This is a genomic window from Pseudomonas sp. 1L-C-7-B-C1, assembly GCF_057291635.1.
Map to the genome: position 1 here is coordinate 169,037 of NZ_JBXAWH010000005.1, position 20,829 is coordinate 189,865.

At 59.4% G+C, this 20,829-nt stretch carries 8 protein-coding genes; 3 read left to right on the top strand and 5 right to left on the bottom strand.

All coding sequences use genetic code 11. The annotated features are described in order from the left end of the window. Positions 1 to 241 precede the first annotated feature (241 nt). Both AC0Z8Z_RS10075 and AC0Z8Z_RS10080 read right to left on the bottom strand, forming a co-directional pair. On the bottom strand, positions 242 to 850 hold the full coding sequence (locus AC0Z8Z_RS10075) for a MiaE family protein (RefSeq protein ID WP_122624818.1): 609 nt from the start codon (positions 848 to 850) through the stop codon (positions 242 to 244). Between the two features lie 119 nt (positions 851 to 969). Continuing rightward, positions 970 to 1,443 (bottom strand): DUF1289 domain-containing protein, encoded by a 474-nt coding sequence (locus AC0Z8Z_RS10080; protein WP_122537601.1) that lies wholly within the window; start codon positions 1,441 to 1,443, stop codon positions 970 to 972. 427 nt (positions 1,444 to 1,870) lie between these two features. Between AC0Z8Z_RS10080 and acnB the strand changes: the two genes are divergently transcribed. Together acnB and AC0Z8Z_RS10090 are read left to right on the top strand one after the other, a co-directional pair. Continuing rightward, entirely contained in the window at positions 1,871 to 4,480 is a 2,610-nt protein-coding gene (acnB, locus tag AC0Z8Z_RS10085; protein WP_122537599.1) for a bifunctional aconitate hydratase 2/2-methylisocitrate dehydratase, read from the top strand. Positions 4,481 to 5,167: 687 nt separating this feature from the next. Further along, positions 5,168 to 5,671, top strand: coding sequence for a GNAT family N-acetyltransferase (locus AC0Z8Z_RS10090; protein ID WP_205484382.1), 504 nt, complete (start codon positions 5,168 to 5,170; stop codon positions 5,669 to 5,671). A gap of 616 nt (positions 5,672 to 6,287) precedes the next feature. Here AC0Z8Z_RS10090 and AC0Z8Z_RS10095 read toward each other — a convergent pair. Beyond that, positions 6,288 to 11,144 (bottom strand): NAD-glutamate dehydrogenase, encoded by a 4,857-nt coding sequence (locus tag AC0Z8Z_RS10095; protein ID WP_485619002.1) that lies wholly within the window; start codon positions 11,142 to 11,144, stop codon positions 6,288 to 6,290. A 539-nt stretch (positions 11,145 to 11,683) separates the two neighbouring features. Between AC0Z8Z_RS10095 and AC0Z8Z_RS10100 the strand changes: the two genes are divergently transcribed. Next, positions 11,684 to 12,043, top strand: coding sequence for a hypothetical protein (locus AC0Z8Z_RS10100; protein ID WP_485619003.1), 360 nt, complete (start codon positions 11,684 to 11,686; stop codon positions 12,041 to 12,043). Here the strand turns inward: AC0Z8Z_RS10100 and AC0Z8Z_RS10105 are convergent. Both AC0Z8Z_RS10105 and AC0Z8Z_RS10110 read right to left on the bottom strand, forming a co-directional pair. Beyond that, positions 12,040 to 16,584 (bottom strand): Tc toxin subunit A-related protein, encoded by a 4,545-nt coding sequence (locus tag AC0Z8Z_RS10105; RefSeq protein WP_485619004.1) that lies wholly within the window; start codon positions 16,582 to 16,584, stop codon positions 12,040 to 12,042. The genes AC0Z8Z_RS10100 and AC0Z8Z_RS10105 overlap by 4 nt on opposite strands. Before the next feature lie 61 nt (positions 16,585 to 16,645). Beyond that, positions 16,646 to 20,827 (bottom strand): Tc toxin subunit A-related protein, encoded by a 4,182-nt coding sequence (locus AC0Z8Z_RS10110; protein WP_485619005.1) that lies wholly within the window; start codon positions 20,825 to 20,827, stop codon positions 16,646 to 16,648. Positions 20,828 to 20,829: the final 2 nt, after the last annotated feature.

Sequence of the window (20,829 nt, forward strand, 5' to 3'; positions counted from 1 at the left end):
GAGCGGATCTTACTGCCTAGGCAGTGAACACACAATGAAACAATATTTAAGGTGCACGAAATCGGACGAACGTGGTTCGCCGGTAATGGACCGGATCTCAGAGTATGTGATGAAAGTGTCGCGGCCCCCGTAGGAGCCGGCTTGCTGGCGAATGCGATCTGCCAGTCGCTGATCGATTGGATGGCAGGTCCGGTTCGCCAGCAAGCCGGCTCCTACGGTCGGGACTCGTCAGGGAGGGGGTTTAAAGCGCCGGCACGCCGCTGTGAAAGCGGAAATCTTCGTCCGGGCTCAGGATCAGCTCGCGCTCGGCCAGGCGGATTTCTTCGATTTTGGCGTCGACGTCCGCTTCAGTGCCGTAGGTGTAGGCGAGCTTCAGGTAATCCTGAAAATGCCGGGCTTCGGACTTGAGCAGGCTGGCGTAGAACTTCGACAGGTCTTCATCCAGATGCGGCACCAGCGCAGCGAAGCGTTCGCAGGATCGCGCTTCGACGATGGCGCCGACGATCAGCGCGTCGGTCAGTCGATAGGGGTTATGGGTGCGAACGAGTTTGCGCAGCGAACCGGCATAGCGCGCTGAACTGATGTTGGCCATCGGGATGTTGCGTTTCTTTATGATGCCGATCACTTGCTCGAAGTGACGCAGCTCTTCGCGCGCCAACCGCGACATCTTGGCCAGCAGATCGAACTTGTCGTTGTACTGGAACATGAATTGAAAGGCCGCGCCGGCGGCTTTCTTTTCATTGTTGGCGTGATCAATCAGCAGGATATCCAGATTCTGCAAAGCAGCCTGAACCCAACTGTCGGGCGTGGGGCAAAGCAGGAAGGCGTCGATTTCTGGATAAATCTGCATGGGTTCACGGATGGCTGGCTGGGCAAGGCGCAGCATTATACGGAGCCTGACCGGCAGAGCCAGCCTGCGCAGATGAAAAGCGCAGGATTTACCGCGCAAGCGCGCGATTCACGGCGTTGTCAAACCGCGCCCATCGCATCCTTGAGGAAGCCCGGCGCGATGTAGCGTTCGTAGTGCGCCTCGGACAGCAGGAAGAATTCCCGATCAATGGCATCGCGCAGTTCAGGCAGCGACCAGTCGCGAAATTCCGGCAGCAGCACCATGCCGTAGGCGTCCAGTTGGTTGATCACCCGCGCGCCCCGCGCAATTAGCTGATACGCCCAGCAATATTCCGACTGATGGGGGACGAAGCGGATCTTGCGCTGCTCCAGTTGCGCCCGAAGCCTGGCCGGATCGAAGACCTCGACTTTCCCCGCCATCACCTGCACCAGCAGCTGTTCCAGACGCAGCCAGACGGCACGTTTAGCCTCTTCGTCGTAGCCGTTCCAGTGAATCACTTCGTGGTGGAAGCGCTTGCATCCCCGGCACACGAGGTCGCCGTAGACAGTGGAGCACAGGCCCACGCAGGGCGTTTTGATGATTTGATTGGGCATGACGGAGCAACACGGCGGCGAACGAAACAAGCCGGCATGTTAGCCCTTTGTCTAACGAGGTACACCCTTCAACCTGTAGGGGCTAACTTACCTTCAGCGGTTTTTTACCGTAGAATCACCGGGCCTTTTAAGGCGCCAATGTCCGTTGGAAGCTGTTTTCAAAGCGTCACGAGCACAGTCAGGGCTTTTTACGATGAGTCGGCCAGCCACCCGTCGCACAAAGCCCGCCCCGCAGTCCGGTCCGACGCGAGTTCGCTTGCGTCCCCCCCTCGACCGATCATGCAGGCGTAAAACTTTGAAAACAGCTTCTGTTGGAGATCGTCAGCTTCCTGCCAAGAAACTTTAAAAAGTTCGAGAGCGCCGATGCGGACCTTCTCTGGATGAGCGTCCCGGACACCCATTTGGGACCACTGATGAGGGTAATACTGTGCTTGAAGCCTACCGTAAACACATCGAAGAGCGTGCCGCCCAGGGTATCGTGCCCCAGCCGCTTAACGCCGAACAAACCGCAGGCCTGGTCGAGCTGCTGAAAAACCCACCGGCTGGCGAAGAAGCTTTCCTGCTTGACCTGATCACCAATCGCGTTCCACCAGGCGTTGACGAAGCTGCCTACGTCAAAGCCGGTTTCCTTTCTGCCCTGGCCAAGGGCGAAGTCACTTCCCCTCTGCTGGACCGTAAACACGCTGTAGAGCTGCTCGGCACCATGCAGGGCGGTTACAACATCGTGACCATGGTCGAGCTGCTGGACGACGCTGCATTGGGCCAGGTCGCTGCCGACCAACTCAAGCACACCCTGCTGATGTTCGACGCCTTCCACGACGTCGCTGAAAAAGCCAAAAACGGTAATGCAATCGCCCAAGGCGTTCTGCAGTCCTGGGCTGACGGTGAGTGGTTCCGCAAGCGTCCGACCCTGGCCGAGAAGATCAGCCTGCGCGTCTTCAAGGTCACCGGCGAAACCAACACCGACGACCTGTCGCCTGCGCCTGACGCCTGGTCGCGTCCGGATATTCCGCTGCACGCCCTCGCCATGTTGAAGATGGCCCGGGAAGGTATCGTGCCTGACGTGCAAGGCTCCATCGGCCCGATGAAACAGATCGAAGAAATGCGCGGTCAGGGTTTCCCTATCGCCTACGTGGGCGACGTGGTCGGCACCGGTTCTTCGCGCAAGTCGGCCACCAACTCGGTGCTGTGGTTCTTCGGCGACGACGTCCCGAACGTACCGAACAAGCGCGCGGGCGGTTTTTGCTTCGGCACCAAGATTGCCCCGATCTTCTACAACACCATGGAAGACGCCGGCGCTCTGCCAATCGAATTCGATGTCTCGAACATCAACATGGGCGACGTGATCGACGTTTACCCATACGCTGGCAAAGTCTGCAAGCACGACAGTGAAGAAGTCATCACCACCTTCGAACTGAAGACCCCAGTGCTGTTGGACGAAGTCCGTGCCGGCGGTCGTATCCCGCTGATCATCGGCCGTGGCCTGACCGACAAGGCGCGTGCCGAGCTGGGCCTGGGCCCGACCGACCTGTTCAAGCTGCCTGAAGCCCCTGTCGACACCGGCAAAGGTTTCACCCTGGCGCAGAAGATGGTGGGTAAGGCCTGCGGTCTGCCGGAAGGCAAAGGTGTGCGTCCTGGCACCTACTGCGAACCGAAGATGACCACCGTCGGCTCCCAGGACACCACTGGTCCAATGACCCGTGATGAACTGAAAGACCTGGCGTGCCTGGGCTTCTCGACCGATCTGGTGATGCAGTCGTTCTGCCACACCGCGGCGTATCCAAAGCCGATCGACGTGACCACGCACCACACGCTGCCTGACTTCATCATGACCCGCGGCGGCGTTTCCCTGCGTCCGGGCGATGGCATCATCCACAGCTGGCTGAACCGCATGCTGCTGCCGGACACCGTCGGCACCGGTGGTGACTCGCACACCCGTTTCCCGATGGGGATTTCGTTCCCGGCCGGTTCCGGTCTGGTGGCGTTTGCCGCGGCCACTGGCGTGATGCCACTGGACATGCCGGAGTCGATCCTGGTCCGCTTCAAGGGCGAGATGCAACCGGGCATCACCCTGCGCGACCTGGTTCACGCGATTCCTTACTTCGCGATCCAGAAGGGTTTGCTGACCGTCGAGAAGAAGGGCAAGAAAAACGCCTTCTCGGGTCGCATCCTGGAAATCGAAGGCCTGGACAACCTGAGCATCGAGCAGGCATTCGAGCTGTCCGACGCCTCGGCCGAGCGTTCTGCCGCAGGTTGCACGATCAAGCTGTCGAAAGAGTCGATCACCGAATACCTGAACTCGAACATCACCCTGCTGCGCTGGATGATCGAACAGGGTTACGGCGATCCGCGCACCCTGGAACGTCGTGCTCAAGCGATGGAAGCCTGGGTCGCCAATCCGGAGCTCATGGTTGCGGACGCTGATGCCGAGTACGAAGAAATCATCGAGATCGATCTGGCCGACATCAAAGAGCCTGTGCTCTGCGCGCCAAACGATCCGGACGACGCCCGTCTGCTGTCCAGCGTTGCTGGCGAGAAGATTGATGAAGTGTTCATCGGTTCGTGCATGACCAACATCGGCCACTTCCGCGCTGCGGGCAAGTTGCTGGATCAGGTCAAAGGTCAGCTTCCTACGCGTCTGTGGCTGTCGCCGCCGACGAAGATGGATGCTCATCAATTGACCGAGGAAGGCTACTACGGCATTTACGGCAAGGCTGGCGCGCGCATGGAAATGCCGGGCTGCTCGCTGTGCATGGGTAACCAGGCACGTGTAGAGCCGAATTCGACCGTAGTATCGACGTCGACCCGTAACTTCCCGAACCGTTTGGGTGATGGGGCGAACGTGTATCTGGCTTCGGCTGAGTTGGCGTCTGTGGCGTCGATTCTGGGTCGTCTGCCGACGGTCGAGGAGTATATGGAGTATGCGGGCAAGATCGACAGTATGGCTGCCGATGTTTACCGCTATCTGAGCTTCGATCAGATAGCGGAATTCCGTGAGGCTGCGGCGAACGCTAATATCCCGGTTGTTCAGGCTTAATAGCTGAGACCGTGTTGAGAAAACCCCGCTTCGGCGGGGTTTTTTATGGGCTTTTTGCAGGCGCGGGTATTTGGGGGTTTATGCGAATTGTTGTGGTGGCATTGGAGTTGGCCTAACGGCCAACGGTTTCGCCTTCGGCGAGTTACTTGGAAAAGCACCCCAAGTAACCAAGGGTGCTTGCTCCTGATTTGGCCCGACTTCGTCGGGTTCCCTCACTCCGACGACGCTCCGTGGGCCCGCGCCGAACGGACATCCATGTCCTGACGGCGCTCTCGCCGCATCCATGCGGCTCGACCCACTGCGCGCCGTCTACGTTCGGCCTGCACCCAAGTCGCGTTTTGCGGTGACTGGGCTTTTTGCGTATGAAGATCAAAAGCGCAAAGCAGATCAAAAGCAGATCAAAAGCTTCCCGGCTGAAGCCGGTCCTACTGACGGTACGCAGTGCTTTTTGTAGGACCGGCTTCAGCCGGGAAGGCGGCCCCACTGACTGTATGCGTTGCTTTTAGTGGGACCGGCTTCAGCCGGAAAGCGCCAGTTAAGGAAGGCAAAGGCCGATGAGACGACGCTGTACCCGTGGGAGCGAGCTTGCTCGCGAATGCTGTTGATCGTACTCGCTGGTCGCCATAGCCATGTCAGCAATTGGCCGCTTAGACTGTTCCCTCTTTCTGTTTTCAAAGGACGAATCCAGTGAATGTTGCTGTCGATCAAGTGGTGATCCATCGTTTTACCGAGGCCCATATCGAGGGCGTGACTGCGTTGTATAACGACCCCGAGGTGTGTCGTCAGGTGCTTCAGATGCCGTATCAGTCCGCCGATGTCTGGCGCAAGCGGCTGGCGGGGGCGGACGACCGGTCTGTGAAACTTGTCGCTTTGCATCAGGGCCAGGTGATCGGCAACATTGGTCTGGAGCAATACGCGCGCATTCGCCAGCGCCATGTCGGCGCGATCGGCATGGGCATAGCGGCGGCGTGGCAGGGCAAAGGGGTGGGGTCGCGGCTGATGGCTGCCGTGCTGGAAGTCGCGGACAACTGGATGAACCTGCACCGGGTTGAACTGACGGTGTTCGCCGACAACGAAGCCGCCCTGGCGCTGTACCGCAAGTTCGGCTTCGAAACCGAAGGCCGCCTGCGGGACTACGCCATACGCGACGGCGTCCTCGTCGACGCCATCAGCATGGCGCGACTGAAATAACCGCCCAGCCCTTTGGAAGAACGACGCAGAGCGTCCCAGGATGCATACCCACGCGGAGCGTAGGAACGATCAACAGCATTCGCGAGCGAGCTCGCTCCCACAGGTAGGTTGTTCGGCCAGCAAAACTGCCAGCGTCCACACTGGCCCCTTCCCGGCTAAAGCCGGTCCCACTAAAAAACGCATGCATCCAGCGGGATGGGCGCCGACTGTAGGACCGGCTTCAGCCGGGAAGCTGTTGATCTGATCTAAACGCGCTTTTGATCTTGATCTTCATACGCAAAAGGCTCAGACACCACAAATCGCGACTTGGGTGCAGGCTGAACGCAGGTCTCGCGGAGTGGGCCGAGCGGCATGGATGCCGCGAGAGCCGCCCCCCGCCATGGATGGCGGATGGCGGCGGGCCCACGGAGCGAGACCGGAGTGAAGGAACCCGACGAAGTCGGGCCAAACCGAGAGCAGGCACTTTTGCTTACTTTTGGTGCTTTTCAAAAGTAAGTCGCCGAAGGCGAAACAGTCTGCCCCCAGGCAGACGCCCTTGACCTTGATCTCCCAACGCAAAAACAAAAAAGCCCCGCGTCTCTCGACGCGGGGCTTCCGATTACAAACGACTAAACCATCAAACCACAGCCGTCTGCCCACTCATTGCCAGATCCAGCAACTCACGGTTAGCGACCGCATACATCGCGTAATCGTGACCACTCGCTGCACGCAACTCCACTAACATCGCGCGCCAGCGCTCGACCATCGACAAATGCTGCTCCAGCCACAGATTCAAACGCTCCTCGACGTCCGCAGGACCATTCGCCATCTGCAACACAGACACCGTGATCGCCCGCTGCTGCCAATCGATATCATCGCGGAACGCCTCACGGGCCAGCGCCTGCCAATTGTTTTCAACCGGCAACGCACTGATCTGCTGCAGATACCAGGTCACATCCAGCGAACTGCCCACCGCGAAATACACCTTCGCCACGTCCGCTGCATTCTGACCGGTCACGTCCGACGCCTCGATGATCGGCAACAGTGTGTACAGGTGACTCGTACCCGCCACCATCCGCGCCAGCAACTCCGGCACGCCGGCCGCGACGTACTCCTGATAACGCGTCTGCCAGACCTCACGGGTCGGCCCTTCCAGCAACTCGTCCAGCTTCAGACCCAGTGCCGCGATGTGCGGACCGAAGTGCGCCACGTCACGCGCCGCGTCCAGTTCGTTGCGACGGCTGCGCAGGAACCAGCGCGTCGCGCGACGGCCCAGACGCATCAGCTCATCCATCAACGCCAGCTGAATCTCGGCCGGGACCTTGTAGTCCAGCGCCTCGATCTGACGGAACCAGTGCGGGAGGTGGAAAATGTCACGCACGATGACGTAAGCACCGGCCACGTTGGCGGCCGTCATGCCGGTCGACTCTTTGAGTCGCTGCACGAACGTGATGCCCATGTGGTTAACCAGATCGTTGGCGATCTGCGTGCTGACGATTTCGCGCTTCAGACGGTGGCGACGCATCGACTCGGAGAACTTCGCGCCCAGTGACGGCGGGAACGCCGTTTCCATGTCGCGGGCCAGGTAATCGTCGTCCGGAACGCGGGATTCCAGCAGCGCTTCCTTGAGGTCGATCTTGCTGTAGGAAATCAGCACCGACAGCTCGGCCCGGGTCAGGCCCTTCTTCTCGGAAATGCGCTCGGCCAGTTGATCTTCCGCCGGCAGGAACTCGATGGCGCGGTCCAGCTTGCCCCGCGCTTCCAGGTCGCTCATCAAGCGTTTGTACTCGGCGATGCGCTCGTAGGCCCGGCGCTCCGCCAGGGACAGAGCCTGGGTCTGCTTGTAGTTGTTGCCGAGGACGAGATTGCCCACTTCGTCGGTCATGCTTTCGAGCAGCAGGTTGCGCTGCTTCTCGGTCATGTCGCCGGCCTGAACCACTTCGTTCAGCAGGATCTTGATGTTCACTTCGTGGTCGGAGCAGTCCACGCCACCGGCGTTGTCGATGAAGTCGGTGTTGGTAGCGCCGCCCATCAGGCCGAACTCGACACGGCCCAGTTGGGTCATGCCGAGGTTGCCGCCCTCGCCCACCACTTTGCAACGCAGCTGATTGCCGTTGACGCGCAGCGCGTCGTTGGCTTTGTCGCCGACGTCTGCATGGGATTCGGTGCTGGCCTTGACGTAGGTGCCGATGCCGCCGTTCCACAACAGATCCACCGGCGCCTTGAGCAGCGCGTGCATCAGTTCGGTCGGGGTCAGCTTGTCAGCGGTGATGTCAAAACGCGCTTTCATCTGCGGGGTGATCGCGATGCTTTTCGCGCTGCGCGGGAAGATACCGCCACCTGCGGACATCAGGCTGGTGTCGTAATCGGTCCACGCCGAACGCGGCAGGTCGAACAGACGCTGACGCTCGACGAAGCTGCTCGCCGGGTCCGGATTCGGGTCGATGAAGATGTGCAGGTGGTTGAAGGCCGCCACCAGTTGCAGCTTGTCGGACATCAACAGGCCGTTGCCGAACACGTCACCGGCCATGTCGCCAACGCCGATCACGCTGATGCTGTCCTGCTGCACGTTGATGCCGCGCTCGCGGAAGTGGCGCTGTACGCCGACCCACGCGCCCTTGGCGGTAATGCCCATTTTCTTGTGGTCGTAACCCGCCGAGCCGCCGGAAGCGAAGGCGTCGCCGAGCCAGAAGCCGTAATCGATAGCGATGCCGTTGGCGATGTCGGAGAAGGTCGCGGTGCCTTTGTCGGCGGCCACGACCAGGTACGGGTCATCGTCGTCGTGACGCACGACGTTGGCCGGCGGTACCAGCGCGCCTTCTTTCAGGTTGTCGGTGATGTCCAGCAGACCGGAAATGAACAGGCGGTAGCAGGCGATGGCTTCAGCCTGAATCTCGTCGCGGGTCCCGGTGGTCGGCAGACGACGGGGCAGGAAGCCGCCCTTGGCGCCGACCGGCACGATGACCGAGTTTTTCACCTGCTGGGCTTTGACCAGACCCAGCACTTCAGTGCGGAAGTCTTCTTCACGATCGGACCAGCGCAGGCCGCCACGGGCTACGTTGCCGAACCGCAGGTGTACGCCTTCGACGCGCGGCGAGTAGACGAAGATTTCGAACTTCGGCACCGGCTTCGGCAGCTCGGGGATCAGGCGCGGGTTGAACTTGAAGCTGAAGTAGCTCTTGCTCTGGCCGTTGGCGTCGCTCTGGTAGAAGTTGGTGCGCATGGTCGCCTTGATCAGGTCAAGGTAGCGACGCAGGATGCGGTCTTCGTTGAGCACTTGTACGCCGTCGAGCGCAGTCAGAATGGCTTGCTCCAGACGCTGCTGCATGTCGTCGAGGTCGCCGCCGCTGAGCTTGCGCGCCAGGTAGAAGCGGGTCTTGAACAGACGCGTCAGCTCGCGGGCGATGTCGGCGTGGTTGTTCAGCGTGCTGGCGATGTAACCCAAGTCGAAGCCCAGACGGATCTGTTTCAGGTACCGCGCGTAGGCCCGCAGCAACGCCACATCGCGCCACGGCAAACCGGCCGTCAGCACCAGGCGGTTGAAGGCGTCGTTTTCGGCTTCGCCCCGCACGATATGGACGAAGGCGTCCTGCAACGTGTCGTTGAGCTGTTGCAGGTCCAGCTTCAGGCCTTCGCCGTAAGTGAACGCAAAATCGTGAATCCAGAATTCGCGGCCATTGGTGTGGCGCAGGCGATACGGGAATTCACCGAGCACGCGCAGGCCGAGGTTTTCAAGAATCGGCAGAACGTCGGACAGCGCCAGCGGCGTGTCAGCGTGGTACAGCTTGCAGTGCAGCTGCGCCTTGTCGCCCGACAGCGGCTGATAGAAGCTCATCACCAGCGGATTGGCTTCGGACAGGCTCAGCACGTGTTGCATGTCGACCACGGCAGAGTGCGCGGCGAAACGCTCGCGGTAGCCTGCCGGGAAACCTTTCGGGAAGTCGGCCAGGACATTGGTGCCCTGGGCTTCGCCGAAGCTTTCAATGACCAGACTGGCGTAGTCGTCTTTCCACGAACGGCAGGCCTGAACGACTTCGTTTTCCAGCTGCTGCGGGTCGATGTCGAGGGTGACTTTCGGGTCCACCCGCAGGATCAGCTGCACGCGCGCCAGTACCGACTCGGAGAAGAAGGTCCAGAACTCGCAGTCGGTGGCTTTCAGGCGATCCATCAGCACTTGCTGGATCTTCTGACGGACTTCGGTGGAGTACACGTCGCGCGGCACATAGGCCAGGCAGTAGCAGAAACGACCGTACGGGTCTTTGCGCAGGAACACGCGGATCTTGTTGCGCTCCTGGATCTGCACGATCGACATGACGGTGGTGAACAACTCGTCCACCGGTGTCTGGAACAGGTCGTCGCGCGGCAGCACTTCAACCACTTGCGCCAGTTCCTTGCCCAGGTGCGCCTTGGCGTCGAACCCGGAACGGCGCTCGACTTCGGCGACCTTGCGGCGGATGTAGGGAATGGCGCGCACGCTTTCGCCGTACACCGACGAGGTGTACAGGCCCATGAAGCGAGACTCCTTGATGACCTTGCCGTCGGCGTCGATCTGGCGGATCGACACGTAGTCCGGATACGCCGGGCGATGCACGCGGCTTGGGTGCGCGGCTTTGGCGAACGACAACAGGGTCGGCTCCTGCAGGTACTTCACTGCATAGCCTTCGATGTGCAAGTCATCGGCGGTGAGCCCAGCGCGCAGCAGTTTGGTCAGGCCTAGGAAGGACGACGGGTCGTACTGGAGCTGACCGCCCTCGCCTTCGTCACTGACGGTGAATTCTTCGTAACCGAGGAAGGTGAAGTGGTTGTTCACCAGCCATTCGAGGAACACCTTGACCTCGAATTTCTCCTCGGGGTCAATGTTGTACTCGGTGGCGTCGATGCCGGCCAGCAGCTCGTGGAGCTTGGCTTTCATCGGCTCGAAGTCTTCCACCGCGACGCGGACTTCCCCCAGCACCTGCTCCAGTTCGCGGGCCAGCACGTTCAGCTCCGCAGCATTGGCGCAACGGTCGATCTCCAGGTACATCAACGATTCTTGCAGCACATCTTCGCCGCTGGTGCCTTTGGGCAGCAGTTCGACCAGTTGACCACGGGCATCGCGTCGCACACTCAGTACAGTGGTTTGCAAGGTGTGGATGCTGTAGCCGCGGCGGTTGAGCTCGGTGCGCACCGAGTCCACCAGAAACGGCAGGTCGTGGTGCAGCACTTCGACGGCGGTGTGGGTCGACTGCCAGCCGTGGCGCTCGTAATCGGGGTTGTAGACCCGCACTTGCGGGCTGGAATGTTCAAAGCGCTCAAGCAAACGCCAGGCAGAAAGGGTACAGCCTGCCAGATCGGAGAGCCGACGCTGGGTCAGCTCGTCCAGGGAAATGATGCCGAAGAACTGCTCAGCGAACAGCGCCACTTGTGGCAGTGCCTGTTCACTGATGTGCTGGGCCAGTGCCGCTTGCAGTTGGTGCTGGAAGTCGGACTTGCTGGCTGCGGTGAAGAACGCCATCTTTGGTACTCCGCTTGGGCTTTTATATACGGTCTTAGGAGAGATGCGTGGTGCCGGGTCGAGTGTCGCGTTTACCGCTGCACGAGGATAGTCAGGAAAACGTGACTACGGGCAAAGCGTAGCGCTTTGCTTAAGTACTAACGCTTGTCGTGTGTGCGCCGTCACATCTGGCCGACCCGAATGAACCGTGTACACCGTCGCCCAGGCAGGCTCGGCTGTACAGCGTTTCATCTGCTACGCAGCTTAACGAGACCAGCCGCGCGCCTGCTTGCGGTGCTGCGACATATTCGGACATCGGGTTGCTACGGGATGTTGCGAAAGCGGCGAAGGCGCCACCTGGCTGAGATGACAACCCGGACCCCGTAGGAGTGAGCTTGCTCGCGATGCGGTGGTGGGCACCTTGAAGGTGCGTTGACAGTACTGGCGACATCGCGAGCAAGCTCACTCCTACAAGGATGGGCAATCAGCGAGTGGGCAAATGTGCGCGAACACTGGCAAAATCCCGCTCAGCCCCCCAGACGCTCTCAAGGAACATCCCCATGCTCATGACCACCGACAGCTTCATCTACAACCCCTGTGACGAGGAGGAAGATGACATGGCGCTGGCGTGTTGCCATGGGTCAAATGGCGACCTGTTCATGCTGGCGCGCTTTCCGGACGAGGACGAAGTCGACATCACCTTCCGCGACGACACCATTCACGTCGACGAGCAGATCATCGTGACCTTCAGCGCCACCCGCCTGATGTTGGAGATTGACGCCGGGGACGCCATCCATCTGGGCGGAGATACGTCCTACGAAATCCTGCACAGCACGCCGGCCAGTGAGCTGGCCGATCTGGATGCAACGTTGCGAATCATCCTCAAGGATGTAGGGGCATACATCAGCGAAATCGGCTAGTGAGTGACCCGGTAGTGGCGTGCACCCGGCGGTGAGCGACGACTGGCCTCCCCTTCTTCGACCGACGCCACCAGCGCCTCGACCTCATCACTGAACGCTTTTCCGCCGTCGAGCGCCATGTATCGCACATGCAAGATGACGTCGGTCAGCGTTGCAAGCATAGCCTGCTGACTCTCGGATTCATGGTTGGGGAAACTCAGCGTCCAGCTGGAGATGGCGCCCGTGCCTTCAAACGGGAAATAACGCTCATCGCCAAAGTCCAGCGTAGCCATGCCGTGGTCATCAACACCGCTGGAAAGACCAATCTGCTGATTGGATCGCGGGTTAAAGACGATCTGGTCCTGACGAATATCTTCGTCGCCTTCTGCCAGCTCCCCAGCCTGTTGATAAAGGTATTTCACATTGCCAATCTGCGGCTTCAACAGGTAGCTACTGGACTGCTGGCTCAGCGTTGCATGAATGTCCTGATAGGGTTGGAGCACGACTGGCAATGACACCGATACCCGCACCAGTTGGCGCAAGTAATGGCCGGGGTAATCCTTGTCGAATGTCGAGGACTTGAGCTGAAAATTGATTTCACCTTCGGCCCGCAGTGTCTCGACCACCGCGTCCCAACCCGTGGCAGCGGTCTGCGACGAGAAAGCAGCGCCTGGATCGTAATCCTGCAATAGCGCTTTGAGCGACACGGTTTTTGTCAGTTCAAGGCGCCGCTCATGACGACTCAGATACGCCGACTCCATCTGCAGCAAGCCCAATTTAAGGGACTCGCCCGCTGTCAACCCGAAGCGGTTATCAGCCCAGGCGGTGGTCGAGATAAACCGCGTATCGCGATCGCCGATTTCATACTGCCAACAGGCTTCGGTGCTCAAGCACATCGAGAGCACGGCGTCGTAGGCCTGGAAATACAGCGTCGACATTTGGCTCAACAACCATTGATACAGCCCAGCGCCGCAGGCCCGCCCTTTGATGAAGGCGTACATCGCTTGCGCCTGTTCCCGCGCTTTGGTGGCCTGTTCCAGGCTGGTTGTGGCCGACTGCATGTTCACTTCCTGCGCCTGGATCTGCTGATCGAGTATTTCCAGCTCGGACTCGGCCTGTTTGGCCATGAACTGCCACTCGTCACGACGGCGATTTTGCAGGTCAGTGGTCAGTTGTACCTGGGCCAGCTCCGACAATACTGCAGCGGCACTTTCGGCTAATTCCGCCGGGCCGAAAGCAGCGCCGCCCCAGTGCATGCCACCGGTGGCACCACCGAACAGGTTAGGCGCCAGGTTGGCGAAGTGTCCCGCGGCACCCAGCGCCCGGGCAGCAACGGTAGAGCCCATCGCAGCCATACGCTTGCCATGGGCAGATTTCTCCAGCGCGCTGACATCCTTGCGCACTAACGCGTCGTAATACGCCTTGCGCGCGGCGACACCACGACGACTTGCTTGCAACGCGTCGCGGCTTTTGCCGGCTTCATCGATGGCATTTTGTTGCAGCCGCTCGGCAAAGGTCGCCAGATCATCGACGATATGCCCTTGCTGCAGCTCATCCTGCTCGGCGCGGTCGCGGGATTCCATGTGGTTGAGCACTACCTGGGCAAAACGGATCAACATTTCCACCGCGTATTGGGTGCGCGGCAGCATGGCGCGAAAACGATACGGCGGGATGATTGCCAGCGAGCCCAGGCGCCGCTGGCTCAGGCTCGAGCCGCTCAACTGCGCACGCAGCAGGTCCAGCGGATTGGCCGGGGCTTCGTACAGCGCCAATTGCATCGGCTTGCCATCCAGCGTCAGGTTGTTCCGCAGGTTGAACAGCCGTTGCTCCAGCTGGCTCCACAGGTCCAGCAACTGGCTGTTGACCGGCAGTCGGAAGGCCGGGAGATCAAGCAGACGCAGCCAGGGTGCGCCGTCATCGCGCAGCGGGATCAAGTCACGCAGCGCGTCAAGCATGGACGACTCGAGCAAGGCAAAGGAATGCTTCTCCGGTTCCAGCACAGCAGACAGGGTCGCGGGCGTCCAGCGGCTGATACTGCGGCCATTCGACAACGGGCCTAACAGGGAGCCTGCCCGAACGTACAGCAGCTTGGCCTCGTTGAGGGTGTCGCGGGTGACCTGGCGATACAGCATGTCGCCCCAGGTCATGAGGTTGTTCACGTAGAGCATGAATATCGCTTTGCGGTAGTGCGACGGCGCACCTCGCGCGATGGCGTCAGGATTACCCAAACCTTCCAGCTCGGTGTTGAAGCGATCAGGCAGGCCCAGCGGACGGCAACTCCAGTAAGGCAACCAATCGGTCGTTGAAGGCGGCGGGTAAAGGGGAGCAACGCGCATTTGCGGATTGAACAGGCGCTCCAGCCAGGCCTGCGCTTCTGAGTAGTCGAACTCCTGCTGTAAGCGCCAGGCGACCAGGTGCGAGACGTGAAAGAAAATCTCCCAGAAATAAAGGCCATTGGCGCCATCGAAGTCCAGGTAAACCGGCGCAGTCTGGCCGGGTAATTCAGGTTCCACGGTGTGCTGGGTTTCCCAGGACAAGGCACTTTCCAGCGAGAAAGCAGCCTTGTGCGACAGTTCCTTGGCGAAAAGGGTGTTGAGGCGGATGGAAGCGGCGCTGGCATCGATGCCGATGGTGCTGAGATCAAGGTAATGCGCGCCGGCTGGGGTTGTCTTGATCAATGGAGCGGGGTTGGATACAGGCACCCGCTCGACCTTGAATGCGTTTGCGCCGAAATTCACGTCATCACCAAGTTTTTCACCCCACTGATACACACGATTGGGGTCATATTGCGTCCCCCACTCGTGATCGAGCAAGGGCGTCTTGGCAGCGCCATTTAAAATTAATGTGCCACTTCCTACCGATATATTAGGATCGAAGCGGCGGATAACCCACTCCATCTCCGCCGGTTGGTAATTAGGCTTGTAGTGAGCACAATCCAGTGGCCAGTCCATGCTATCGCTAATGTTGGCGATGAACTCACCGTCACTGCCCGTCAATTCAAACGCCTCTTGATCAAACTTAATAACTTTCTGTGCCTGCATATAACTGAAATACTCGTGAGGGTAGTCCTCGAAGTCGGCTTCAGTAACGGTACAGAGCACCTCTCCAGCATAAATGAGTGATGCGCTTATAGGAGGAATCTCCAGGTGCTTGTCGATGAACCTGATCACGCTGAAGGTTAAATCGCCGATACCTGAGATGACATCCACATGAAATCCATACCGCTGACTGTAGTCGATGGATTTACTATAAATAAAATCACTGTCTCGCTTTACATTGACTGCCTTATTGCAGAATCCTTGAAGAGTCCCGATGTTGCTTTTCCAATCGACGTGAAGTGTCAGGTATTGATTGACCGCCAACTCTCCTCTCCCGAGTACAGTTCCCTCGCTTGTTTGATCCCACGTTATCGGCGCAATCGTATACCTGCTGGCCACATCGTCGAAGGCGAACTGAACCCGACGGCTGTCTACACCAAGCATTGCATCCATGCTCCCGGACAGATCAATGTTGACAGGATTTAAAAGACTGTCGCGTACCAGGTGAGTATTGATATCAGGCTCGAATCCTTGTGAGACAAAGTGTACCGCTAACAGCCGGCGACCATCAGTGGCCCGGTCAGTGCCAACACCGAGTCGATAGCCTTTTGTAACAACACCCTCGGCACTCACCTCATTGGCGAGCAACTCATCCGGTGCCACGCCCGACTGAAGATGAATTGGCACACTCCAGCCATTATCAAGCCTTCGATACGTCAGCTTCAGATGATATTCGAACTCACCGGTCGTCGCCCCGGCATCGTCATACACCGCTTTCCCGGATTCAGCCCAGACCGCATATAAACGGCCATCCATGACAACCGGCCGACAATGTTTTATATGCGCACCCGAGACCGAGTCAATCGGCAGCCACTGTGTCCAGCCCGCCATGGTCGGTTTGGTTGCATTGTCTCCCGGATATAAATGCGCCTTGCGCCAATAATACCCAAACGGCTCGATGCTTTGCCGCCCTATAAAATAGTAATCGGCATCCAAAAACTTCGTGCTATCCACATAACAACCGGTGATCTGCAGATTGCTGATCAGCTCGAATGCCTGCAGGTAGTTGCCCAACGCGCTTTGAACCGAATCCCGAGACAACCGGGCCTGGGCGATTTCTGATTCGAAGGTCTCGAACAGGGTCGTCTTGTCGAGTCGCAGCGTCGGGTCAAGATAGTTTTCGGGGTAATCCGCAAGCATCTGGTAGCCCGCCCACACGCTGTACTGCGACATGCCCTCGCGCCAGAGCGTCAGCGATTCGCGGGATGCGTTGGCGTAGCCTGGCTCCATGCCATTGTAGATGGCATGAATATGTTGCTGGACGCTGGCAATGCTCTGCGCCACTCGACTGGTGTCCACCTGACCGGTGACCTGATTGTCGATCAGCAGATACTCGTAGAGATCGTCTTGGGTCAGCGCCGGACTCAACGCCGCGTTTCCCTGGGGAGCGAGCTGGCCCAGGTAGTAGGCGACCAAAGCATCCCGTCGTTGTTCTTCCAGAACCCCAATAATTGCCTGGCTCATGGCCTTGCCCTCATCATCCGTTGATGTGCGTACGCCGCGCCGCCGGAGCGGCACTATCCTGTTAAAGGCTGGCCGCCAGCGTCGCCGCTAAACGACACCGGTCAGGGGGTGGCAGCAGCGCCTTGACCTGTTCGGCAAACACTTTTCCACCGTCCCTAGCGCGGTAGCGCAGGTGGATGATGATGTCCTGCAAGTCATCGAACATTCGTTGCTGCGTGACACATTTATGTCGCGCAAACGTCAGCGTCCAGCTCGATACCGCGCCAGTACCCTCAAAGGGCAGGTAACGCTCATCGCCCGCCAGGGGCGTATGCAGACCGCTGTCCTCGGTATCACCGGAGATCGCGATCTGCTGCCCTGATCTGGGATTGGCGATGACAAACCTGGGATTGACGTCATCGTGCTCGCCCGGCAACTCATTGGCCTGCTGATACATGTGTTTGCAACCACCCAGATCAGCCTTCAACAAGTAGCTGTTAGTGAGCTGTCCAAGCACCGCCCGGGCGTTTTCGAACGGCCCCAGCACACCGGGCAGCGACAGGGTTACCTGTTCCAGTTGACGCAAGTAGTGGCCCGGATAATCCCGGTCGAACAGCGATGGCTTCAAGGCAAAATCAAGGGTGCCAGACGTACGCAACTGGGCGATCACGGAAGGCCAGCCTGCCTCGTTCCCGTCGGTTTGGTAGTCGGCCAGCAAGCGTCTTAGCGATACGGTTTTCGCCAGGTCAAGGGACCGCTCATTGCGCACAAGGAAGGCCGACTCCATTTGCATCAGCCCCAGCCCTAGGCTTTCTCCGGCCGTAAGCCCGTGGCGGTTGTCCTGCCACGCATTGACCGGTATGAAGCGCGTGTCGCCATCTCCGATCTCGTATTGCCAGCATGCTTCGGTGGCCAGGCACAGCGAAAACACCGCGTCGTAGGCCTGAAAATAAAGCGTGGCCATCTGCCCGCCCAACCACTGATACAGGGCAGCATTGGTGGCGCGGTTCTGGATAAATGCATACAGCGCCTGCGCCGCTTCACTGGATTTGCGAGAGCGATCGCGTTTCAGTTGTGCTGAACGAATCAACATCTGCTGCAGCTCATCCTGCAGGGCGAGCGCCTCGAGCTGATTTTGCGCCTCGTCCTTGAGGAACGCCCACTCGGTGCGCCGCCGCTCACGGGCATCGGCACGCAACTGCGCTTCGGCACTGTCCGAAAAATAGATGGCCGCACCCTCCAGCAGTGAAGCCGCCGCCCAGGGCGGCCCTCCCCACGTCCAGCCACCCGGTATCGGGATAGGCACCGGGACGCACATCAAGGTGATGGTGTTGGGAAGCGCGCTCAACGCGCTGCCGGCTGAGCGCAACCCGGCCGCTACCATCCGTGAGGCACTGGCTCCGGCGAGCATCTGTTCCGCCGCCAACTCCGCATCGCTGACATCCTCTTCCAGCCATTTGTCGTAGGACGCGACTTTGGCGTGCAGTTGCTCACGGCGCGACTTCAACGCTGCCAGGTTAAATTCCGCCTGCTGGATGGCCTGAGTGTCGAAGGTTTCCACGAACTGGGTCAGCTCCAGCAGATGAGCCTGTTGCAGGCTCTGCTGTTCGGCGCGGTCGCGGTTTTCCATATGCGCCTGCAGTTGATTGCCAAACGCCATAAGCGTGTCCACCGCCGACCGCGCACGCATCAGCATCGCTGAAAAGCGGTAAGGCGCAATGATCGCCAGTGCACCCAGACGCCGGACGGCGGCGCTGCTGCCTGCCAGTTGAGCACGCAGAAGGTCCCGCGGGTTGGCCGGGGCCTCATACAACGCCAACTTCATCGGCCGGCCATCCAGCGTCAGGTTGTTGCGCAGGTTGTAGAGACGCGTGTCCAGCTGGTCCCATATGTCCAGCAGGCGGGTATTGACCGGCAGGCGAAACCACGGAGCGTCGATCAGCCGGAGCCAGGATTCGGCACCCAGAGACGCGCAAGTCACGTGTTCGAGGGACGCGGCGGTTGATACCTCGAAAGCTGCCAAGGCGTCATCCTCATGACGGGCGGCTTGAGCCAGGGTTTGCGGCGCCCATTGGCTGATGCTGCGCCCCTTGGACAGAGGCCCCAGCAGCGACAGTGCACGGACGTAATGCAGCTGGGCTTCGTTCAAGGTGTCGCGCGTCACCTGCCGGTAAAGCGAGTCGCCCCAGGCAATGAGGTTGTCCACATAGAGCATGAAAATGGCTTTGCGATAGTGTGAAGGCGCGCCATACGCGATGGTGTCCGGGTCCCGTGGCGCGGCGGTGTCGCGCGACGGGTCATCGGCGAACGCCAAAGGTCGGCTGGTCCAGTAGGGCAGCCAGTCCACAAGCGCAGGAGCGGGATGCAACGGCGCCACCCGCGCCTGTGGATTGAACAGATAATGCAGCCATTGTTCAGCGCCCGCGTAGTCGAACGACTGATGCAAACGCGTCGCGACCAGGTGTGGAAGGTGAAAGAACAATTCCCAGAAGTACCGCCCGTTGGCGCCATTGAAATCGACGGGCTGGCGCTGCTTGCCCGGTGCAGCGCCTTCGAGCATGTGCTGTGCCTGCCAGCCCAGCGCCGCCTCCACAGAGATCTCAGCCCTGCGCACCAGCTCACCGGCGAAGGCGGTGTTGAGCCGCACGTAACGCAGAGACGGCACCAACAGGCATTCCAGATCGATGAACTGGCTGCCATCGGCGGTGGTGACGATAGTGGGCATCGCATCGGAACGTTCTTTGCGGGTGATGGTGAATTCGTTGTAGCCCAGGCTGCCCGCCTCTTTTTTCATGCCGAAGCGCATCGGATACGTCAACTCGCCGCTCCATGGATCAACTTGCGCAGTCGTTCTGGCCGAGCCATTGAGCACAAGAGCATGATCGGCGTCTGGCACGCTTTTCCAGATTCCGAAGTTGCGACGTAGGGGAGTGATCCCTTCAGCGTCCTCATACAGCGGCTTGCTGCACACGCCGATGGACTCAATTTTGCAAACCTGGTCAATCACTTTGATGCGTACATTGAGATCGAGAAACGAACTCAAGACGCCAGGATCGTTGTCACCGCTCGGATTCAAGTCCACGCGGTCCAGGGTCCACACTTTCCCGTCAGCGTCGGCACCTTCCATCGGAACCTGTGCGCGCCCGCGATCGCCACCCAACTGCTTCACCAGCGCGGTAAGGGCTGAGGTCATGGACGCCGAAGTCGGCGTGACGGACTGCCAGTACTTATCTTTCACGAGCACAAATGCGTGGCCTTCCACCAGAGTAACGTGTCGTTTTAAAAAGCCGATGATGAGTCTGGGATCCGCATGAGAGCGGTTATCAAACGTAGCTATCAGCATGTAATCCGACGCTTCGAGTGTTTCAAACGAAGGCATCGTGCATTCACGCAACGCGATTGCAGCACTCCATTGCCCGTTGCTTTGCAGGTAACTCACGTTCAGTCGATAGATAAAACTGTCAGCCTTGGGCTTTTCATTTGCGTCCAGCTCTTCTCGTAGTTGTTCCAGCCACACCACATGCAGACGCCCCTCCACCACCACCGGGCGGACATGAGTAACTGTTCCAGACGTTTGCGTTTCGATCTTCTTCCACTCAGTCCACGCGGACGGTGGCACCACCGGGCTGCTCCCATCAAGATCAATGGCTGCCTTGCGCCAATAACAAGCGAACGGCTCCACTGTCTGGCGGCCGATAAAGTAATAGTCGGACTTACAGAAATCCACGCCATCGATGTAACAGGCCACCGTATTGAGGTTGCTGACTTCTTCAAACAGCGTCAGGTAGTTGCCCAGCGCTTTTTGCACCGTATCGGTTGTCAGTCGCGCCTGCGCCAGATCCCCTTCCAGCGCCTTGAACGCCTCCGTCTTGCTCAGCCGCAAGGACGGGTCGAGATAGTTTTCAGGATAGTCGGCCAGCATCTGGTAACCCGCCCAGGTGCTGTATTCACTCATGCCGTCACGCCACAATTGCTGCGTACGAGTGTGCTCGGCGAGATCGGGAATCTCCCCGAACCCCGGCTCCATGCCGTTATAGATGGCATGCACATGCTGTTGAATGCTGGCAATGCCTTGCGCGACACGACTGGTGTCTACTTCGGCGCTGACCTGATTGTCGATCAGCAGGTATTCGTAGAGGTCTTCCGGGGTGATAATGTTTTCGGGCGCAGGATATTCCGGACTTGGGACAAGTTGGCCGAGGTAGTAGGCGACGAGGGCGTCGCGGTGTAGTTGAGCTAATTGATTCACACGAGTCGTTAGCATGG

Excerpts from the sequence above, each read along its gene's own strand:
- AC0Z8Z_RS10075 (WP_122624818.1), bottom strand. The coding sequence starts at position 850 with ATGCAGATTTATCCAGAAATCGACGCCTTCCTGCTTTGCCCCACGCCC.
- AC0Z8Z_RS10080 (WP_122537601.1), bottom strand. The coding sequence starts at position 1,443 with ATGCCCAATCAAATCATCAAAACGCCCTGCGTGGGCCTGTGCTCCACT.
- AC0Z8Z_RS10095 (WP_485619002.1), bottom strand. The coding sequence starts at position 11,144 with ATGGCGTTCTTCACCGCAGCCAGCAAGTCCGACTTCCAGCACCAACTG.
- AC0Z8Z_RS10100 (WP_485619003.1), top strand. The coding sequence starts at position 11,684 with ATGCTCATGACCACCGACAGCTTCATCTACAACCCCTGTGACGAGGAG.
- AC0Z8Z_RS10105 (WP_485619004.1), bottom strand. The coding sequence starts at position 16,584 with ATGAGCCAGGCAATTATTGGGGTTCTGGAAGAACAACGACGGGATGCT.
- AC0Z8Z_RS10110 (WP_485619005.1), bottom strand. The coding sequence starts at position 20,827 with ATGCTAACGACTCGTGTGAATCAATTAGCTCAACTACACCGCGACGCC.